This is a genomic window from Sodalis sp. RH16, from assembly GCF_047324245.1.
In the GTDB taxonomy this organism is placed as follows: domain Bacteria; phylum Pseudomonadota; class Gammaproteobacteria; order Enterobacterales; family Enterobacteriaceae; genus Acerihabitans; species Acerihabitans ligni.
On the sequence record NZ_CP178737.1, the window covers coordinates 1,099,386 to 1,116,699 of the forward strand.

General features: G+C 60.9%; 16 protein-coding genes. 7 read left to right on the top strand and 9 right to left on the bottom strand.

Annotated elements, in window-relative coordinates; genetic code table 11:
• Positions 1-118 precede the first annotated feature (118 nt).
• The 8 genes from bhsA (ACL2XJ_RS05060) to ACL2XJ_RS05095 all read right to left on the bottom strand — a co-directional run bounded on the left by bhsA (ACL2XJ_RS05060) (position 119) and on the right by ACL2XJ_RS05095 (position 7,746).
• A complete protein-coding gene (gene bhsA, locus ACL2XJ_RS05060) occupies positions 119-373 on the bottom strand; it encodes a multiple stress resistance protein BhsA (protein ID WP_132924983.1) in 255 nt (84 codons plus the stop codon).
• Between the two features lie 134 nt (positions 374-507).
• Entirely contained in the window at positions 508-765 is a 258-nt protein-coding gene (bhsA, locus tag ACL2XJ_RS05065; RefSeq protein ID WP_132924981.1) for a multiple stress resistance protein BhsA, read from the bottom strand.
• 368 nt (positions 766-1,133) lie between these two features.
• A complete protein-coding gene (locus tag ACL2XJ_RS05070; protein ID WP_243701507.1) occupies positions 1,134-1,586 on the bottom strand; it encodes a MarR family winged helix-turn-helix transcriptional regulator in 453 nt (150 codons plus the stop codon).
• Between the two features lie 66 nt (positions 1,587-1,652).
• Positions 1,653-2,351, bottom strand: coding sequence for an amino acid ABC transporter permease (locus ACL2XJ_RS05075; RefSeq protein ID WP_413725846.1), 699 nt, complete (start codon positions 2,349-2,351; stop codon positions 1,653-1,655).
• Between the two features lie 37 nt (positions 2,352-2,388).
• The gene (locus ACL2XJ_RS05080) at positions 2,389-3,183 is read right to left on the bottom strand and encodes an amino acid ABC transporter ATP-binding protein (protein WP_413726852.1); all 795 of its coding nucleotides are present in this window, start codon (positions 3,181-3,183) and stop codon (positions 2,389-2,391) included.
• A 52-nt stretch (positions 3,184-3,235) separates the two neighbouring features.
• Positions 3,236-4,018, bottom strand: a complete 783-nt coding sequence (locus tag ACL2XJ_RS05085; RefSeq protein WP_413725847.1) for an ABC transporter substrate-binding protein — start codon at positions 4,016-4,018, stop codon at positions 3,236-3,238.
• 27 nt (positions 4,019-4,045) lie between these two features.
• Positions 4,046-6,088, bottom strand: a complete 2,043-nt coding sequence (locus ACL2XJ_RS05090) for a hydantoinase/oxoprolinase family protein (RefSeq protein ID WP_203520649.1) — start codon at positions 6,086-6,088, stop codon at positions 4,046-4,048.
• On the bottom strand, positions 6,085-7,746 hold the full coding sequence (locus ACL2XJ_RS05095) for a hydantoinase B/oxoprolinase family protein (protein WP_413725848.1): 1,662 nt from the start codon (positions 7,744-7,746) through the stop codon (positions 6,085-6,087). Before ACL2XJ_RS05095 ends, ACL2XJ_RS05090 begins: the two co-directional genes overlap by 4 nt.
• A gap of 86 nt (positions 7,747-7,832) precedes the next feature.
• Here ACL2XJ_RS05095 and ACL2XJ_RS05100 point away from each other — a divergent pair, with 86 nt between their 5' ends.
• From ACL2XJ_RS05100 to ACL2XJ_RS05125, 6 genes are all read left to right on the top strand, one after another.
• Positions 7,833-8,588 carry an IclR family transcriptional regulator gene (locus tag ACL2XJ_RS05100; RefSeq protein ID WP_203520644.1) on the top strand — a complete coding sequence of 252 codons (756 nt, stop codon included), beginning with the start codon at positions 7,833-7,835 and terminating at the stop codon, positions 8,586-8,588.
• Positions 8,589-8,761: 173 nt separating this feature from the next.
• Complete coding sequence (satP, locus tag ACL2XJ_RS05105; protein ID WP_132924967.1) at positions 8,762-9,319, top strand: acetate uptake transporter; 558 nt, start codon at positions 8,762-8,764, stop codon at positions 9,317-9,319.
• A 110-nt stretch (positions 9,320-9,429) separates the two neighbouring features.
• A complete protein-coding gene (gene fepB, locus ACL2XJ_RS05110) occupies positions 9,430-10,407 on the top strand; it encodes a Fe2+-enterobactin ABC transporter substrate-binding protein (RefSeq protein ID WP_413725849.1) in 978 nt (325 codons plus the stop codon).
• Positions 10,408-10,501: 94 nt separating this feature from the next.
• The gene (gene fepD / locus ACL2XJ_RS05115; protein WP_413725850.1) at positions 10,502-11,491 is read left to right on the top strand and encodes a Fe(3+)-siderophore ABC transporter permease; all 990 of its coding nucleotides are present in this window, start codon (positions 10,502-10,504) and stop codon (positions 11,489-11,491) included.
• On the top strand, positions 11,488-12,489 hold the full coding sequence (gene fepG / locus ACL2XJ_RS05120; protein ID WP_413725851.1) for an iron-enterobactin ABC transporter permease: 1,002 nt from the start codon (positions 11,488-11,490) through the stop codon (positions 12,487-12,489). Before fepD ends, fepG begins: the two co-directional genes overlap by 4 nt.
• Positions 12,486-13,307 carry an ATP-binding cassette domain-containing protein gene (locus tag ACL2XJ_RS05125; protein ID WP_203520636.1) on the top strand — a complete coding sequence of 274 codons (822 nt, stop codon included), beginning with the start codon at positions 12,486-12,488 and terminating at the stop codon, positions 13,305-13,307. The genes fepG and ACL2XJ_RS05125 overlap by 4 nt, the downstream gene beginning before the upstream one ends.
• A gap of 147 nt (positions 13,308-13,454) precedes the next feature.
• Here ACL2XJ_RS05125 and fes read toward each other — a convergent pair whose 3' ends face one another.
• On the bottom strand, positions 13,455-14,756 hold the full coding sequence (gene fes / locus ACL2XJ_RS05130; protein WP_413725852.1) for an enterochelin esterase: 1,302 nt from the start codon (positions 14,754-14,756) through the stop codon (positions 13,455-13,457).
• A 264-nt stretch (positions 14,757-15,020) separates the two neighbouring features.
• On the opposite strand from fes, the gene ACL2XJ_RS05135 reads away from it, so the two are divergent.
• Positions 15,021-17,300 (top strand): TonB-dependent siderophore receptor, encoded by a 2,280-nt coding sequence (locus ACL2XJ_RS05135; protein ID WP_413725853.1) that lies wholly within the window; start codon positions 15,021-15,023, stop codon positions 17,298-17,300.
• The last annotated feature ends 14 nt before the right edge of the window (positions 17,301-17,314 follow it).

The following is a 17,314-nucleotide window of genomic DNA, read 5'->3' on the forward strand; positions in this document are numbered from 1 at the left end:
ATTAGCGATATCGTTATTTCATGCAGATGATTATTTTCATCGAAGGGGAATATCTTTTCCCTCCGGGGCAATTTGTTAGTGCTAATTCTTTTTGCTGATTATCAATTTCAAACAGTGCTTATTGATATAATTCGGCCTTGCCGTGTATTTCGTTATAACCGGTCACCGAGATGATACGGAACGATTTGGCGCCGGCCTGGGCGGCTTTTTCCGCCAGATCGCTTTGCACAGAGGTCACGTCGTAGCCGTTGACGTTTATCACGCCCATTGACTGCTGCCGGGCCGGGACCGAATTGACCTGGTCGGCGGCAAAGCTACCGAATGACAAGCTACCTAATGCGATGGCGGCGATGGCGTATTTAATGTTTTTCATTTCCACGGTCTCTCTTTAATAAAGTGCTTTTGAAATAGCGACAGCGATATCGTTATTTCCTGCAGATGCGTTTTTTATTCAGCGGACGGGGATTTAATTCCCCGCCGGGGCTATTCGTTTACCGATAAATAAGCTTACTGATATATTTCCGCGGTGCCGTGCATTTGGTTATTACCGGTGACCGAGGTAATACGGAATGATTTGGCGCCGGACTGGGCGGCTTTGTCCGCCAGCTGGCTTTCGATGGAGGTTACGTCGTGGCCACCGCTCACGCTGATGACGCCGACTTGCTGCTGGTTGGCCGGAGCGGAACTGACCAGATCAGCGGCGAAGCTTCCGAATGACAGGGTGCCCAGTGCGATGGCGGCGATGGTGTATTTTACGTTTTTCATGATGTTGTCTCTCTCGTAATTTAAGGGTTTTTGTCTTTGACGTTAATTTCTTAACGTTCGATAACTAAATACTATCCCTCTCACCTCGGCCGATCAACAACTTTTTATTATCGATCGTTAATTTATTACTTAAGAGACTGAAAATAATCATAAAAAAAGTTTAAATTTTCTTGTTTTCAAGCTCGAATCGCCGGCAAAAACCTACTTTAATTAACATTCGTTAATTATATAGGGCATGGGGCATGAAGGGAAGGAGAAAAAACCCGGTGACGGAGGGGGAGTCACGGCGTGTTTACGCGCTTGCAGCCTGTCTCGACCGGGCACTTTGTCAACAAGCTCAGCGGCTTATACCGCCGGCATTGCCTCGCTCAGGCTTCCGCCAGGCGCTTAAGCAGCTGGATCGCCTCGGCGAGCTGTTCAAGCTCGTGAGGGGCGAAATGATGGCTGATGGCATGGAACAGCCAGTCTTCACGTGCCGCCCGGCCGGCCTTGATAAGCTCGCGGCAGCGCTCGGTCAGGGATAACAGCGTCTGGCGGCCGTCCGTGGGGTCCGGCGTGCCGCTTATCATACCGGCGGCCGCAAGCGTTGCCACCGTGGCGCCCATGGACTGGGGGCGGACGCCCTCGGCCTTGGCGAGGGTCGTGACGGTGGCGGGGCCTTCACGCTCAAGGCGCAGAATAACCGATTTTTGCGACTGGGTATAATCCCCGGGATGCGCCTGTTCACGCAATCGACGGCTCAGATTGCCGAGCACCAGCCGCAGCTCTCCCGCCATGGCCACGGCGCTTATTTCAGGTTCGCGCTGTTTATTGTCCATCATTCCCCTGGTCGTCCCAACGCCCGCTAAAAGAGTACTGTAACAAATTAAACGGCCAAGGGAAAAAGATTAGGACCGGTTGCCTCCGGGCGAGCCCAGCCGCCGCTCTATGGCGCTGGAGGCGATTTGCAGCACGATAACCATGACCACATAAAACAGCGCCGCCAGCAGATAGGCCTGAAGATTCAGGAAGGTGGCAGAGGCGACCATCTGCGCGTTACGCATCAGTTCGGTCACGCCTATCACCGAGGCCAGGGAGGTGCCCTTGAGCACAATGATGAACTCATTGCATAACGGCGGGAACGCCACCCGCAAGGCCTGCGGCAGTATTATACGCCGCATGGCCTGCGGGTAGGTCATGCCGATGGAGCGGGCGGCTTCCAACTGCTCGCTGTGGATGGAGGTAATGCTGGCGCGGATGATTTCGGCGGTGTAGGCGCCCGCGTTTACCGCAAATGCCAGGGTGGCGGCGAACAGGCGGTTATCCAGCGGACTCAGCAGTTTTATCAATACCGGGCTGCCGGCCTGACTGGCCCAGGCCGGCAGTCCGAAATACACCAGATAGAGCAATACCAGCGGCGGCACGCCCCGAAACAGCGTGACATAACACAGGCACAGCAAACGCAGCGGAGTACGGCGGGATAGCCGGCCCAAGGCCACCAGCAGACCTATCAGCAATGCGCCGATCATGGCGAAAACCGTCAGCGACAGGCCCACCAGGGCGCCTTTTAAATAGAGCGGCGAATACGCCACCAAAAAGTCAATCATTGCTCGGACCATCCCCTAATTAACAACTAAGCCATCGCTATTTTGACGCGCTGGACGCCAGGAATGCTTCGATACGAACGCTGGGCGGCTGTTCAAAGAATTGCCGGGCCGGGAGATCGGCGATGATGCGCCCCTGCTCCATAAACACGATGCGGTCGGCAACATCACGGGCGAAACGCAGTTCATGGGTGACCATCAGCATGGTGCGCCCCTCCTCGCTCAGGCGCCGCATAACCGCCAGCACCTCTCCCACCAGCTCGGGATCCAGCGCCGACGTCACCTCGTCAAACAGCAGCAGTTCCGGCTCCATGCACAGCGCCCGCGCAATGCCCACCCGCTGCTGCTGGCCGCCGGAAAGCCAGGCGGGATAAGCCTGGGCCTTATCCGCCAGGCCCACCGACGTCAATACCGCCATGGCCCGCGCCACCGCCTCCCTGCGCGGCTGCCGAAGGACCCGGATTGGTCCTTCAATGAGGTTCTCCAGCACGCTCAGGTGCGGAAACAGCGCAAAACGCTGGAACACCATGCCGGTCTTGCGGCGCATGCGGCTGTTATTGGCGTCGCTGTCTTCGATACGCCGCTGTCCCACCTGGCGGTAACCGATTTGTTCGCCCCTGATCAGCACGCTGCCGCTGTCGTAACCGTTAAGGAAATTTACGCAGCGCAGCAGGGTGGTCTTGCCCGCGCCGCTGGGCCCGATGATGGCGACGGTTTCACCCCGTGCGATATCAAGACAGACATCAGTCAGCACCGGAACGCCGTGGAACGATTTGCAAAGTCCGGCGATTCGCAGCACCGGCATTTCATCGTTCCCCGGCGGCCTCTCCGTCATATCTGGCATCTTGCGGCCTCATAGCAATCTTATAAACACACCGGCGCCCGGTTTATTTCGGCACGTTGTCGGCGTTGCCGAACCACTTGACGGCGATGGCGGCCAGGGTTCCGTCCGCTTTCATTTTGTCGATGGCGGTATTGACCTGCTGCAATCCGGCGGTGTCCTGCTTGCGCAGCGCCACGCCGTTCAATTTAACGTCATTGGTCAGCGGCTGTTTCACCACCGCCAGCTTACCGGCGTACTGGCTGGCGACGATGTAGGCTCCGTTAACGCTTTCCACCGCCACCACATCGATACGGCCGAGCATCAAATCATTATAGGCGTCCACAACCGTATTGTAGGTGGTGGGCGTAACGCCCTGCATGGACTGCAGAGCCGTGGCGGCGGCGGTATTGACCATGACGCCCACCCTCAGTTTGCCCAGATCGGCGGCGGTGAGCTGTTCATGGCCGGAATGGGCTTTGACTACCAGGACAATCGTTTGCGTCATGATCGGTTCAGAAAACGCCACCACTTTTTTGCGATCGTCGCTAATCACCAGATTGGTGATGGCATCGATCTTGCCTCCCTGCAGGGCGGGAATAATACCGTCCCAAGCCATCCCCTCGTAGGATACCGGCACGCCCATATGCTTACCGAGTGCGGCGGCGAAGTCGGCGTCAAATCCCACCAGCTTGCCCGACGGATCCTGAAAGGAGATCGGCCGATAGCTGGGATCGGCGGCGACCCGCAGTTTCGTAAACCCTTCAGCCCCCTGGGCCGACCAGGCACAGACGCTTAATGTGGCGGCGAGTGCCAGCAGTGCCGTGCCGTGCTTTATAGAAAATTTCATTCGGTATCTCCTCGGGGTGCTTGGTTGTCAAACGGTTTGGGGGTTGATAACTATGGACAAGGCTCGGGTGCCGGGCAATACCTCCACCCGGTCGCCGGCGCCGATAAGCGTCAGGGTATCGAACTGTTCGATCACCAACGGGCCAATGGCGCGCCAATTTTCCGGCAGTTCGGTACGCCGGTAGACCGGACATTCGACGCACGCTTCCGCGCTGAGCCAGACCTGGCGCCGGCCCGCCGGCTCAGCGGTCCGGGTCGATGCGGTGGCCGCTTCGCCGGCGGCGGGGCGCGGCCGGCTGATTTTCAGCCGCAGATTCAGTAACTCCACCGGCAGGGTCTCGGAGGCATGGCCGTAGCGCCGCCGGTGCTCTGCTAGAAATGCCGTCCGGCTGGCGGCCAATCCTTCGCTGTCGGCGATGGGTAAATCCACCGTCAGGGCATGGGACTGCCCCTGATAGCGCAAATCCGCCGACCAGGCGATAACCAGCTCCGCCGGCATAAAACCGTCGGCGGCGGCCCGCGCCAGCAGCGCCTCCCTCATTTCGCCGGTTAATGCCGCCAGTTCGGCCGCATCGATGGCGGAAAGGGTGCGCAGCCAGGTGCGCTGGGCGTCGTAGGCGATATCCACCGACAAAATGCCGTGAGCGGAAAACACGCCGGAATAATAGGGAATCAACACCCTGGGGATATCCAGCGCGCGGGCAACATCCACCGCGTGCAGCGGGCCGGCGCCGCCGAAGGCAATCAAGGTCATATGGCGCGGATCGTGCCCCCGCTCCACCGACATGGCCCGAATGGCGCGCACGATGTTGGCGGTGGCGATTTGCAAAATGCCCTGGGCCGCCCGCTGCCAGCTCAGGCCCAGGGGCGCGGCGATATGCCGTTCGATGGCGGCCACGGCGGCATCGCGATCCAGGACAAAATCGCCGCCGAGCATGCTGCGCACGCCAAGGCGGTTTAACGCCACATGGGCATCGGTCACCGTCGGCTGGTCGCCGCCGCGGCCATAACAGGCCGGCCCCGGCGTGGATCCGGCGCTCTGGGGACCGACCTTGAGGGATCCGGTGCGATCCAGATAAGCAATGGAACCGCCGCCGGCGCCGATGGTTTCGATTTCCGCCGAGGCCACCGCCACCGGATAACCGCCGATGGTCCGTTCATCGGTGACCGGAATGGCGCCGCCGCGCAGCAGCGCGATATCCGAACTGGTGCCGCCGATATCCAGCGTCAGGGCCTCGCCGAGTCCGTGGCGGGCCGACAGTTCCAACGCCCCCACCGCGCCGCCCGCCGGACCGGACATGGCGCATTTCACCGGAAAGCGCCGGGCTTCGGCAAAGGTAAGGCAGCCGCCGGCGGAACCCATGACAAAGGTCCGCGCCGGACCGTTATCTTTCAGCGTTTCGAGACCGGTGAGAAACTGCCCCATCACCGGCATGGTGGCGGCATTAAGCACCGTGGCGGTGGTGCGCTCGTACTCGCGGAATACCGGCAAAACCTCGGATGACAGCGAGACGGGCACCCCCAGCGCCGCCAGCTTCTCGCCGATCCGCCGTTCATGTTCCGGATTGACGAACGAAAACAGCAAACTTACCGCCACCGCCTCCACCCGGGCTTCCCGCAGGCGCTCAATGCAACGGTCCAGCGCCGCTTCATTCAGGGGTTTCAATACCCGGCCCTGGAAATCCAGGCGTTCCGGCACCTCAAGGCGCAAATGCCGGGGCGCCACTACCGGCGCGCGCCTGGCGTGAAGATCGTAGGAGGAGGGCCGGGTCATGCGGGCGATTTCCAGCACATCGCGAAATCCTTCGGTGGTCAACAAGGCGGTTTTTGCCAGCGCGCCTTCAAGCAGTGCGTTGGTGACCACCGTCGTCCCCACCACCGCCGCCTCGATATCGGCGGCGCGGGCGCCCATTTCCACCGCCAGGGCATCAAGGGCCGCCAGGATATCGTTGCCCTGATCCCCTTTGCGGTGCAGAACCTTGGCGATACGGGTTTCTCCCGAGGCGGGGTTGCTGACCACCACATCGATAAACGTGCCGCCCACGTCCACGGCTGCCAATAAACCGGTCATGCTTGCTTCTCCTGTGCCTGAAAGCCCAACCCATGGACGCCATAGCCATAAAGCCTGTCCTGTTCCGCGGCCATGGAGTCCCGTTCCGCGGCCGGGCCGTATCCGCCGCCGCCGGCGGTTTCCACTTCTATGAGTGTGTCCGCCGGGGCCGACAGCTCGCTAAAACCGGTAATGTGCCGCGGTTTCGCATCCGGCGGCGTCACGATGATGCGGGTCGGCGCGCCGGCGGTTCCCCCCAGTAAACCGTCCGGCCCGCGGGTGGGCATGCTGACCTGGAAGGAGCAGCGCACCGGCGTAAGCATCTGGAAGGTGCGCCGCAGACCGAAGCCGCCGCGCTGGCGCCCCCGCCCCGCCGATCCCTCCACCAGTTCGTAACGCAGGATGCGCACCGGCAGGCTCATTTCCAGCACTTCCACCGGCGTATCGTGCAAATTGGCCACCGGCGGTATCATGCCGCTTTCACCGTCCGCCACATGACTGGCGCCGGAACCGCCCCCCAGCGCCTCGCCATAGGCGAACAGCCGGCCGGTGCGCGGATTCGGGCCGCCAAAGGAAAATACCCCGCCGCCGCCGGTTCCCGCCAGCACCAGCGCCGGCGAAAACGCCGACAGGGCGTCCATCAAGGCTTCAAAGGTATGGTAAGACACCTGGGTAGCGGCGGAAATGGCCGCCGGGAAGCGGGGATTAAGGATTGAACCGTCCGGGATGGTGATATTCAGGGCGCGGTACATGCCGGCATTGGCCGGGATGCCCTGCGCCAGGGTAATGCGAACCGCCATATACACGCAGGCCAGGGTATTGGCCAGGCAGGAATTGAACGGGCTCTCGGTTTGCGGCCCGCTGCCGGTGAAATCGATATTCAGCACGTCGTTATTTTTACTGATGGCGACCCGCAGGGGAATCATGACGCCGCCGAAATCGGCCTGGGCCTCGCCGGTCCATACCTGGTCGGGCAGTGCGGCGATACAGGCGCGGGTGGTCTGTTCCGACAGGCGGATGATTTGGGCCATGGCGAACCGCAACTGCGCCATGTCATAACGACGGGCCAGTTCGTCGATACGGTTTTGCGCCACCTGAATGGTGGCAATCTGCGCGCCGAGATCCGCCATGCGCTCCTCGGGCAAACGCGAATTCGCGCCGATCAGGGTCAGCAGGTTTTGATCCACCGCGCCGGCGGCGGCCAGCTTCACCGGCGGGATGCGCAAGCCCTCATGGAAAATTTCGGTGGCGGTGGCCGGCATGCTGCGCGGCGTCAGTCCGCCCACGTCGGTATGGTGCGCCATGCTGGCGGCGAAGCCCACCATCTCGCCCCCGGCGAACAGCGGTCCGACGACGATAAAATCCGGCAGATGATTAGCGCCATAGTAGGGATCATTAACCAGGAAAGCATCTCCCGGCGCCATTTCTGCCGCCGGATACGCGGCCAGGATGTGACCCAAGGCCCCCGCCATAACGCCCAGGTGGATGGGAATATGCTCCGCCTGGACGGCGATATCGCCGTTGACATCATAAACGCTGCACGAACAGTCCCGCCGTTCTTTGATATTAGGGGAATGGCTGGAACGCACCAGAGACTCCGCCATTTCATCACAAATGGAATGGAAAGCGTGACGAACAAGCTCGATTGCTATGGGGTCCAGCGGCGCTGCATGGCTCATCGGTAACTCTGCCAGTGAATAATGATTGTAATAAATGTTCTAGCATAGTAAAAATTGGTTCAGCAACAAGAATAGGATTCACATACATGAACGAAGTAAAAAGCGCGGTGCGGGTGCTGGAAGTGCTTGAATTATTGACCCATGAGGAAAAACCCCTGTCCCTGAAAGAAGTTGTTGACGAATTGGGCTATCCGAAAAGCAGTACCCATAATCTGCTGGCCACCTTGGTATCGCGGGGTTACGCCATACGGGACGAAACGGACCGTTATCAGTTGAATAACGCCTTTCGCGAGGGTCCGGGCTGGATTTGCGGGCCGGAGGCGCGCCTTAGCGAAATGGCGCTGCCGGTAATGCGCGAACTGCGGGATCGCTGCGGTGAAACCATTATGCTCGGCGTGCTCAACGGCGAAGGCCGCCTGAAAACGCTGGAACGCTGCAGCGGCACGCAACCGGTGCGGTATGAATCCCCCCTCGGCAGCTGTCTGCCGTCTTATTGCACCGCCATGGGCCGTGCCCTGCTGGCGGGGCGGGACGACGCCCAAATCGATAATTACCTGTCACGGGAACGTATTGTGCAGTACACCAGGCATACCCTGGTGGACCGCGGACAAATCAAGGCCCATATCGCCAAGGCCCGACGGGACGGGTACGCGGTATCCGATCAGGAGATCGACATCGGCGGTTCGGGGGTCGCGGCGCCGGTGCTCAACGGCAAAGGCGAAACCGTGGCGGCATTGAATGTGGCGGCCATTTCCAGCCGGTTCAACGAAAACGGCGAGGCGCTTATCGCCGCAGTGAAAAATTACGCCGCCATACTGAGCAGCCGGCTGGGATGGCATTAACATCACCAGGCAAACCGCCGGATATTCCCCTACTAATAGCCTGTTCAAATCATTGTTTCATCGCGCCGGGATCTTTATGATGCTGCGGCCCAGGCTGCGCGATGGGATGATTTTCCTCACCGCGCGGCCATGGGGATAATGAATTCGCTTTTTCTTTCTATCACTGAGGCTATATGCACACCACCAAGTTAGCGAACCCCGGCCCGCTGGGATTGATGGGTTTTGGTATGACCACCGTATTGCTTAATCTGCATAACGCGGGCTTTTTCCCTTTAACGTCCATTATCGTCAGTATGGGCATTTTTTACGGCGGCATCGCGCAAATGATTGCCGGCATTATGGAATACAAACACGGCAATACGTTCGGCACTACGGCCTTTACCTCTTACGGTGCGTTCTGGCTCAGCCTGGTGGGTATTCTGGTCCTGCCGCGCATGGGGCTTGCCGATCCCGCCGATGAAGTGTTCCTCGGCGTCTATCTGGCGCTATGGGGCGTGTTCACGCTGTTCATGTTTTTCGCCACCCTGGCCGCCAGCCGGGCATTACAGGTGGTGTTCGGCACCTTGACCCTGCTGTTCGCTTTATTGGCCATCGGTGATATCACCGCCAACAAACCGCTGCTGGTGATTGCAGGCTATGTCGGGCTGTTCTGCGGCGCCAGCGCCATTTACCTGGCCATGGCGCAGGTCATTAACGAGCAGCTCGGCCGCAAAATCCTGCCGGTGGGCTGAAGTACCCGGGCCTCTTAACCGAGGCCTTCTCTTTGCGAATTGCTGGACTTTTATTCCGTTAACAATGAAAATGATACGCATTCCTAATTAGTCCCCTGGACGCGTATCCCATGCCCGGTCTCCTGAGTACCCACCGCGTAATCATTCCCCTGCTGGCGCTATTGCTGCTTATCCTTGCCCCCGGCTGGTGCCCGGCGTCAGAGGGCTGGCCCCGCCAGATCGCCGGCGCCCAAGGGGACATTACCCTACCTCGGATGCCGCAGCGGATTGTATCCACCAGCGTTACCCTTACCGGAACGTTATTGGCCATCGGCGCGCCGGTCATTGCCAGCGGCGCCACCACCCCTAATAACGCCGTCGCCGACGGGCAGGGGTTTTTACGCCAGTGGGGCGAGGTGGCGCAACGGCGCGGCGTGAAACGGCTTTATATCGGCGAACCCGATGCCGAGGCCATCGCAGCACAAGCCCCGGACCTGATTATCATCGCCGCCACCGGCGGCGATTCGGCCCTGCGGCTTCACGATCAATTATCGGCCATCGCCCCGGTCCTGGTGGTGAATTACGACAACCAGAGCTGGCAGCAGGTGGCCGTGGAGCTCGGCCGGGCCACCGGGCGTGAAGACGACGCCGAAAAAATTGTCAAAGATTTCGATAGCCGACGGCAGGCCCTGCGGCAGCGACTGGCTTTGCCGCCGCAGCCGGTATCCGCGCTGGTGTACCACCGCGACGGCAAAGCCGCCAACCTGTGGACCGCCGATTCTCCCCAGGGCCGGCTGCTGCTGCAGTTGGGTTTCGTACTGGCCGTACCGCCGGACAATCTGGCGCAAAGCCATAGCATGGGCCGGCGCGGCGATATCCTGCAGCTTTCCGGCGAGAACCTGGCGGACGGCTTGAATGGCGAGAGCTTGTTGTTGTTTGCCGCCGACGAGGCCGACGCCGACGCCCTGCTGGCGAATCCTTTTCTCGCGCATCTGCCCTCGGTGCGCAATCGGCGCGTATACGCTCTGGGCCGCGATACCTTTCGCCTCGACTATTACAGCGCCTCCCATGTTTTGACAACGCTCGAGCACTACTTCGTCCAGGGGTAGCCCGCACGAGTCGGCGCCGGCGGCGTTATCGGGCAGCCTGCGCCGCAAAGAATAGCCGGCTCTTGTCTTTATCCCGATGATGATGCGGAGGATTATGCGCCCGTCCCATAAGTTAGTCCTGTTATGCCTGGTGTTGGCGTTGACCCTCGCCGCCAGCCTGCTGGTGGGGGCAAAAAGCATCGGCTTCGCCACGGTTGTCCAGGCGCTCTCGAAGGCGTGCCGTACCACCGATTGCCTTATCGTGCTCGACGCCCGCCTGCCGAGAACGCTGGCCGGCCTGTTGGCCGGAATCGCCCTGGGTTTGTCAGGGGCGCTGATGCAAACCTTGACCGGCAACCCCCTGGCGGATCCCGGCATACTGGGCGTGAACGCCGGAGCCGGTTTCGCCGTGGTGCTGGGCTTGGCCTTTTTCGGCGCCGCTTCGCCGGACCTCTATGTCATGTTCGCCTTGCTCGGCGCGCTGGCCGCCACGCTGCTGGTGGCGCTTATCGGCGCGGCGGGGGGCGGCAGGCTAAATCCCATTCGCCTGACGCTGTCCGGCCTGGCGCTGGGAGCGGTCCTTGACGGCATTGCCTCGGGCATCGCCTTGATCAATCCCCTTATCTATGACCAACTGCGCTTTTGGCAGGCCGGATCGCTGGATATCCGTTCTATGGCGGTGATAAAAATCGTGGCGGCGCCCATCATGCTGGGGGCGGTTTTGGCCCTGGGACTGACCCGGGGACTGAATAACCTGGCCATGGGCAACGATGTGGCCGCAGGCCTGGGCTCAAGGATAGGAATGACCCAGGCGCTGGGCGTGACGGCCATTACCCTGTTGTGCGGCGGCGCCACCGCGCTGGTCGGCCCCATCGCCTTTATCGGTTTGATGGCGCCCCATATGGCGCGTCGTTTGGCGGGGGAGGATCACCGGCGGCTGTTGCCCTTCATCCTGCTGTTGACGCCGGTGCTGCTGCTGGCCGGGGATATACTCGGCCGGGTCATCGTGCCGGGGGAACTGCGGGTTTCAGTAGTGGCGGCGTTTATCGGCGCGCCGGTTTTGATTGCGCTGGTACGTAATCACCGGGAGCTTAAACGATTATGAATTACGTCGTCCGGCGCGGACCCCGTTTATTCCTCACCGGCGGCCTGCTGGTATGCTGCTGTCTGGCGTTGGCGGTTCTGTCGCTGGGCACCGGCTCGCTTCCCCTCAGCATCCCGCAGGTGATGGAGGCCTTATGGGGAACGGCCCCCGACCCGGTGCGGATTGTGGTCACCCATTGGCGGCTGCCGCGGGTGGCGGTGGCGCTGTTATTGGGGGCGGCCCTCGGCGCCAGCGGCGCCATTTTTCAATCGTTGATGCGCAACCCCCTCGGCAGCCCGGATATATTGGGTTTCAATACCGGCGCCCACAGCGGCGTCTTACTGGCGATAGTCCTGTTCAACAGCGGCTACTCCACTATTACCGCCGCCGCCATGGCCGGCGGAGGCCTGACCGCCGTAGCGGTCTATATGCTGGCTTGGCGCAACGGCATTCATACCTTCCGGCTGATTATCGTCGGTATTGCCGTCCGCGCCCTGCTGGTGGCGGCGAATACGGCCCTGGTGGTGGGCGCCTCGCTTGAATCCGCCCTCTCCGCCGGGTTATGGAGCGCCGGATCCCTCAACGGCATCACCTGGGCCAAATGCCTGCCGGCGGCGGTAATCATCGCCCTGGCGCTGCTGCTGGCGCTGGCGCTGGCTCGTTCCATGCGGCTACTGGAAATGGGCGACGATGCCGCCCGCGGGCTGGGAGTATCGGCGGAGCGCACGCGCCTGGGACTGATGTCGGCGGGGGTAGCGCTTACCGCCGCCGCCACCGCCGTCGCCGGGCCGATATCCTTTATCGCGCTGGTGGCGCCGCAAATTTCCCGCCGTCTGGCGGTCGGCGGCACCGCCTCGATTCCCCTGGCCGCCATAACCGGGTCGCTGCTGCTGCTGGCGGCGGACCTGGCGGCTCAGCGTCTGTTCAGCCCCTATCAATTGCCGGTGGGGGTGGTCACCGTCTGCATCGGCGGCATCTACCTGATAGCATTGTTAATCCGGGAGTCCCGTAAAACATGAACCCCTGCCCCTTGCCGCCGTCTCGCCTGCGGGCGGAAAACCTGACCCTGGGTTATGATAAAAAGATCGTTGCCCGTGATTTGTCCTTGTCCATTCCCGACGGCGGCCTGACCGTCATTATCGGCCCGAACGCCTGCGGCAAATCCACGCTGCTGCGCGCCTTGAGCCGGCTGATGCGCCCCGATGGCGGCGGGGTATGGCTGGACGGCGAGGATATCCGCCGCTACGCCACCAAAGAGGTGGCCCGCCGGCTGGGATTATTGCCGCAAAGCCCCGCCGCCCCCGGAGATATCCTGGTGGGCGACCTGGTGGCCCGGGGGCGTTATCCCCATCAATCGCTGTTCGGCCGCTGGCGGGAACAGGATGAAGCGGCGGTACGGGAAGCCATGCGCGCCACCGGTATCGAAGCGCTGGCGCAGCAGCCGGTGGATACCCTCTCCGGCGGACAGCGCCAACGGGTTTGGATAGCCATGGTATTGGCGCAGCAAACGCCGCTGTTGTTATTGGACGAGCCCACCACCTGGCTGGATATCGCCCATCAAATCGATCTGCTGGAACTGCTCAGGCACCTGAACCGTACCGCCGGACAAACGCTGGTGATGGTGCTGCACGATCTTAACCATGCCTGCCGTTACGCCACTCATTTAGTGGCCATGCGCGATGGGCAGATTGTCGCCCAGGGGACGCCGTCGGACATCGTCACCGCCGAACTGGTGGAGCGGGTCTTCGGCCTGCGCTGTATCATTATCGACGACCCGGTATCCCACACGCCGCTGATTGTGCCGCTGGGCCGCGACCCGGCGGATGCGTCAACATGAGTCGCCGGCCAACACGGCCTGCCGGGACGGGTTGTCACATCCCGAACACGCCGTGAATCCGCCCGCGCGGGCGCAAACTGCGGGACGATGCCACCCATCGTCCCGGCGTCCGTCGGAGCCTGCCACCCGCATTAGCCGGGGTTTACCCTAGACCGTCGTTTGGGTATCCGGGCCGCGCCAGAGCGACTCGAGGCCGTCCAGCAGGCCGCCGCGCCAGCAGAGGGCGTCATGGCCGCCGTCCACCCGCCGGAAGCGGAGGCGATGGCGGGACGGCCGCAACAGCGCCAGCAGCCGTTCGTTAGCCTGGTAAATCAACGGTTCATGAATGCCGGCTTCGATATACATTCCAAGAGCCAGACCGGCGCCCAGTCCGTCTTCCAACTGCCTTAACAGCTCGCCGGACGCGCGGGTATCGCCATCGATGCGTCCCGGGTCCCGATGGGGCCACCAAAAGGAACCCGACTGACTCAGCACCAGGCCGAAGCTCAGGGGCCAATGCAGCGCGGCGTACATCGCCGCCAACCCGCCGAAACTTTGCCCGGCCACCACCGTAGTGGCCGGATCGGGCCGATAGGGCGCCCAGGTCCCAAGCCACGGCATCAGCTCTTCCCGCACCGCGAGCCAGAACTCCGCATTACAGGTCAGCTCATGGCTTCGTTGCCGGGTATCGACACTGTCGATCATCACATACACCGCCTCCGGCAAGCGGCCCTCGCGGGTAAGCCGGCTGAGCGGAACGGCAACCGGCATCTCCTGTGACCAAAACCGACCGTCGAGCAATATCGCCAACGGCCGGCGATGGGGCTGCTGCTGCCCGGTGGTCAAAACCCAGACATCACGGCTATTGCCCAACCGCCGGCTGTGCCAGCGGCGGCATTCAAGCCGCGCCGGCGAAGGCGGTCGCAAGGCCCGCGAGTCCGCGCCCCGCCTGTCCACATCGGTCCAAGCCGTTTGCGGCGGCGCCAGCGGCATATGCAGGGGGGATAATCCATGGCCGCGGGCGCCGACCCAGCAGCGCAACGGGTTTAGTGAGTCATGTACCGCGCTGTCCAGCAGCCCTCCCCACCACAGACGCCATGCCGACATCTCCGTCTCCGGGCGACTCCCCGCCGCCGCGGGAAAGGGAGTATCGTCCTCACGGGGAATAAAGCAATAACTTCCGCGCCAGGTGGCGCTCAGACAGGTTTGCCGGTACCAGACATCCGTGCCGGGCAAACGTTCCAGGCTTTGCGGCGCCAGGGACTGATGATGGTCGGTAATGCCGTTGATATTAAGCCATACCCGGCGAAGGGCCGACGTTTGCGCATTCCCGCCGGGATCGCGCCACAAAAAAGTTACCCGATAGCGGCCGTCCCGATCTTTTTCCACCCATGGGGTGCCGTGATCCGCTATCTCCCGCCACCACTCCTTCGTCCCTGCATCCGCCCGTCCCAGCATTATTGTGACCATTGGTAATCAGCCTTTGTAAAACGCAATCTTAATACTATTGATAATTATTTCTATTTGCAATAATGTGTAAAGCTTCCTATGTATTCATAGTCATTTTGCCAGGATGGCGGCTTTGCCATGGGAATTTTTTTAATCGGCCAGGGAACGCCGCAACGGTATAAGCAGCGCCGCAGGCGTCTGTTTTCACGATAACAATGTGCCATTTCCAGACGGTGGCTAACCCCGCTCCGCCTGAGAATCGGCAGAGAATTCGAGATCTTAGCCATGAAATTAGCAGGTTATTCCTTAGCGACCCTTATAGGTCTTGGGCTGGGCACATCGGCGCTCGCAGCCGCCGCATTGACGGCCAATGACGACGAGGAAGTCGTGGCGGCGGCGGATAAAAGCGCCGAAAACAATGAGAAAAAAACCGCCGGCGGCGAAACCATGGTAGTCACCGCCGCACAGCAAAATCTACAGGCGCCGGGGGTCTCCACCATCAGCGCCGAAGAAATCAGGAAACGTCCGCCGGCGCGGGACGTTTCGGAAATCATCCGCACCATGCCGGGGGTCAACCTGACCGGCAACTCCACCAGCGGCCAGCGCGGCAATAACCGCCAGATCGATATCCGCGGCATGGGGCCGGAAAACACCCTGATCCTCATCGACGGACTGCCGGTGAGCAGCCGCAATTCGGTGCGCCAGGGTTGGCGCGGCGAGCGCGATACCCGGGGCGATACCGCCTGGGTGCCGCCGGAAATGATCGACCATATCGACGTTCTGCGCGGACCGGCCGCCGCCCGTTACGGCAATGGCGCCGCCGGCGGGGTGGTGAATATCATCACCAAGCGCGAAACCCGCGAATGGCACGGATCGTGGAATACCTATTTCAATGTGCCGCAACATAACGATGAAGGCGCCACCAAGCGCACCAATTTCAGTTTGGAGGGCCCGCTAAGCGATCAGTTCAGTTTTCGCCTCACCGGCGGCTACGGCAAAACCCAGGCCGACGCCTGGGATATCAACCGGGGCCACCAGTCCCTGCGCACCGGTACCTACGCCGATACCCTGCCGGCGGGCCGGGAAGGGGTGATTGACAAGAATATCGATGCCCTGCTGCATTGGGATTTCGCGCCGATGCAAACGCTGGAGTATGAAACCACCTTTAGCCGCCAGGGCAATCTGTACGCCGGCGATACCCAAAACACCAACACCAGTGATTTGGTTAAAGATAATTACGGCAAAGAAACCAATCGGCTGTACCGGCAAACCCATGCCTTGAGCTATCGCGGCTACTGGGACAGCGGCATCAGCACCCTCAATTACCTGCAATTTGAAAGAACCCGAAACACCCGCCTGGATGAAGGCCTGGCCGGCGGCACCGAAGGCATTTTCTCCGACGACAGCTTTTCCACCATCCGGTTGGACAGCCTGCTGGCGCACAGTGAGTTAAGCGTCCCCTTTGAGCTTGGGGTAAACCAGACCGCAACCTTCGGCACCGAATGGAATCAGCAGAAGATGAAAGACCCGGCCTCCAATACCCAGACCCTGCTGGGGGGAAACATTCCCGGTATCGCCAGCACCGGCCGCAGCCCGTACGCGTCGGCGGAGATATTTTCGTTATTCGCCGACGATAATATCGAGCTTACCGACAGCACAAGTCTGGTGCCGGGCCTGCGGTTCGATCATCACTCCATCGTCGGCGACAACTGGAGCCCGTCCCTCAATCTGTCCCAGGGATTCGGCAGCGATTTCACCCTGAAAATGGGCATCGCCCGCGCCTACAAAGCCCCCAGCCTGTTTCAAACCAACCCCAATTACCTGCTGTACAGCCGCGGCCAGGGCTGCGCCGCCAGCACCGGCGGCTGTTATCTCTTGGGCAATAAGGACCTGGATGCTGAAACCAGCATCAATAAAGAGATCGGTCTGGAATTCAAACGTGGCGGTTATCAGGCGGGAGTGACCTATTTCCGTAACGATTATCGCAATAAAATCGAGGCGGGCTATGTGCCCACCGGCGTCTCTTCCAATGGTGCTTCCGACATCTATAAATGGGAAAACGTACCCAAAGCGGTGGTGCAAGGATTGGAGGGTATGCTGAACATCCCGGTGACCAATACGGTGACCTGGAGTAATAATATGACGTATATGATTGAAAGTAAGAACAAAGAGACCGGAGATTATCTGTCGATCATTCCGAAATATACCTTAAACTCCACCCTCAGCTGGCAGGCGCGGCAAGATTTATCGGTTCAATCGACGTTATCGTGGTACGGACGCCAAAAACCGAAAAAATACAATTACAAAGGCGAACCGGTAACCGGCAGCGAAACCAGGGAGGTCAGCCCCTATGCCATTGTCGGCCTGAGCGGAACCTATGAGGTGACCAAGAACGCCAGCGTCACCCTGGGCATCGACAACCTGTTCGATAAACGCCAATTCCGGGCCGGCAACGCCCAAACCACCGGCAACGATACCACCGGCGCCTATATGTACGGCGCAGGCGCCGCCACCTACAACGAACCGGGCCGGACCTTCTATATGAGCCTGAATACCCATTTCTAGACGGGCCGGGCCCG

Coding starts and splice junctions, on each gene's coding strand:
- bhsA (WP_132924983.1), bottom strand. CDS start 373: ATGAAAAACATTAAATACGCCATCGCCGCCATCGCATTAGGTAGCTTG.
- bhsA (WP_132924981.1), bottom strand. CDS start 765: ATGAAAAACGTAAAATACACCATCGCCGCCATCGCACTGGGCACCCTG.
- ACL2XJ_RS05070 (WP_243701507.1), bottom strand. CDS start 1,586: ATGATGGACAATAAACAGCGCGAACCTGAAATAAGCGCCGTGGCCATG.
- ACL2XJ_RS05075 (WP_413725846.1), bottom strand. CDS start 2,351: ATGATTGACTTTTTGGTGGCGTATTCGCCGCTCTATTTAAAAGGCGCC.
- ACL2XJ_RS05080 (WP_413726852.1), bottom strand. CDS start 3,183: ATGACGGAGAGGCCGCCGGGGAACGATGAAATGCCGGTGCTGCGAATC.
- ACL2XJ_RS05085 (WP_413725847.1), bottom strand. CDS start 4,018: ATGAAATTTTCTATAAAGCACGGCACGGCACTGCTGGCACTCGCCGCC.
- ACL2XJ_RS05090 (WP_203520649.1), bottom strand. CDS start 6,088: ATGACCGGTTTATTGGCAGCCGTGGACGTGGGCGGCACGTTTATCGAT.
- ACL2XJ_RS05095 (WP_413725848.1), bottom strand. CDS start 7,746: ATGAGCCATGCAGCGCCGCTGGACCCCATAGCAATCGAGCTTGTTCGT.
- ACL2XJ_RS05100 (WP_203520644.1), top strand. CDS start 7,833: ATGAACGAAGTAAAAAGCGCGGTGCGGGTGCTGGAAGTGCTTGAATTA.
- satP (WP_132924967.1), top strand. CDS start 8,762: ATGCACACCACCAAGTTAGCGAACCCCGGCCCGCTGGGATTGATGGGT.
- fepB (WP_413725849.1), top strand. CDS start 9,430: ATGCCCGGTCTCCTGAGTACCCACCGCGTAATCATTCCCCTGCTGGCG.
- fepD (WP_413725850.1), top strand. CDS start 10,502: ATGCGCCCGTCCCATAAGTTAGTCCTGTTATGCCTGGTGTTGGCGTTG.
- fepG (WP_413725851.1), top strand. CDS start 11,488: ATGAATTACGTCGTCCGGCGCGGACCCCGTTTATTCCTCACCGGCGGC.
- ACL2XJ_RS05125 (WP_203520636.1), top strand. CDS start 12,486: ATGAACCCCTGCCCCTTGCCGCCGTCTCGCCTGCGGGCGGAAAACCTG.
- fes (WP_413725852.1), bottom strand. CDS start 14,756: ATGGTCACAATAATGCTGGGACGGGCGGATGCAGGGACGAAGGAGTGG.
- ACL2XJ_RS05135 (WP_413725853.1), top strand. CDS start 15,021: ATGAAATTAGCAGGTTATTCCTTAGCGACCCTTATAGGTCTTGGGCTG.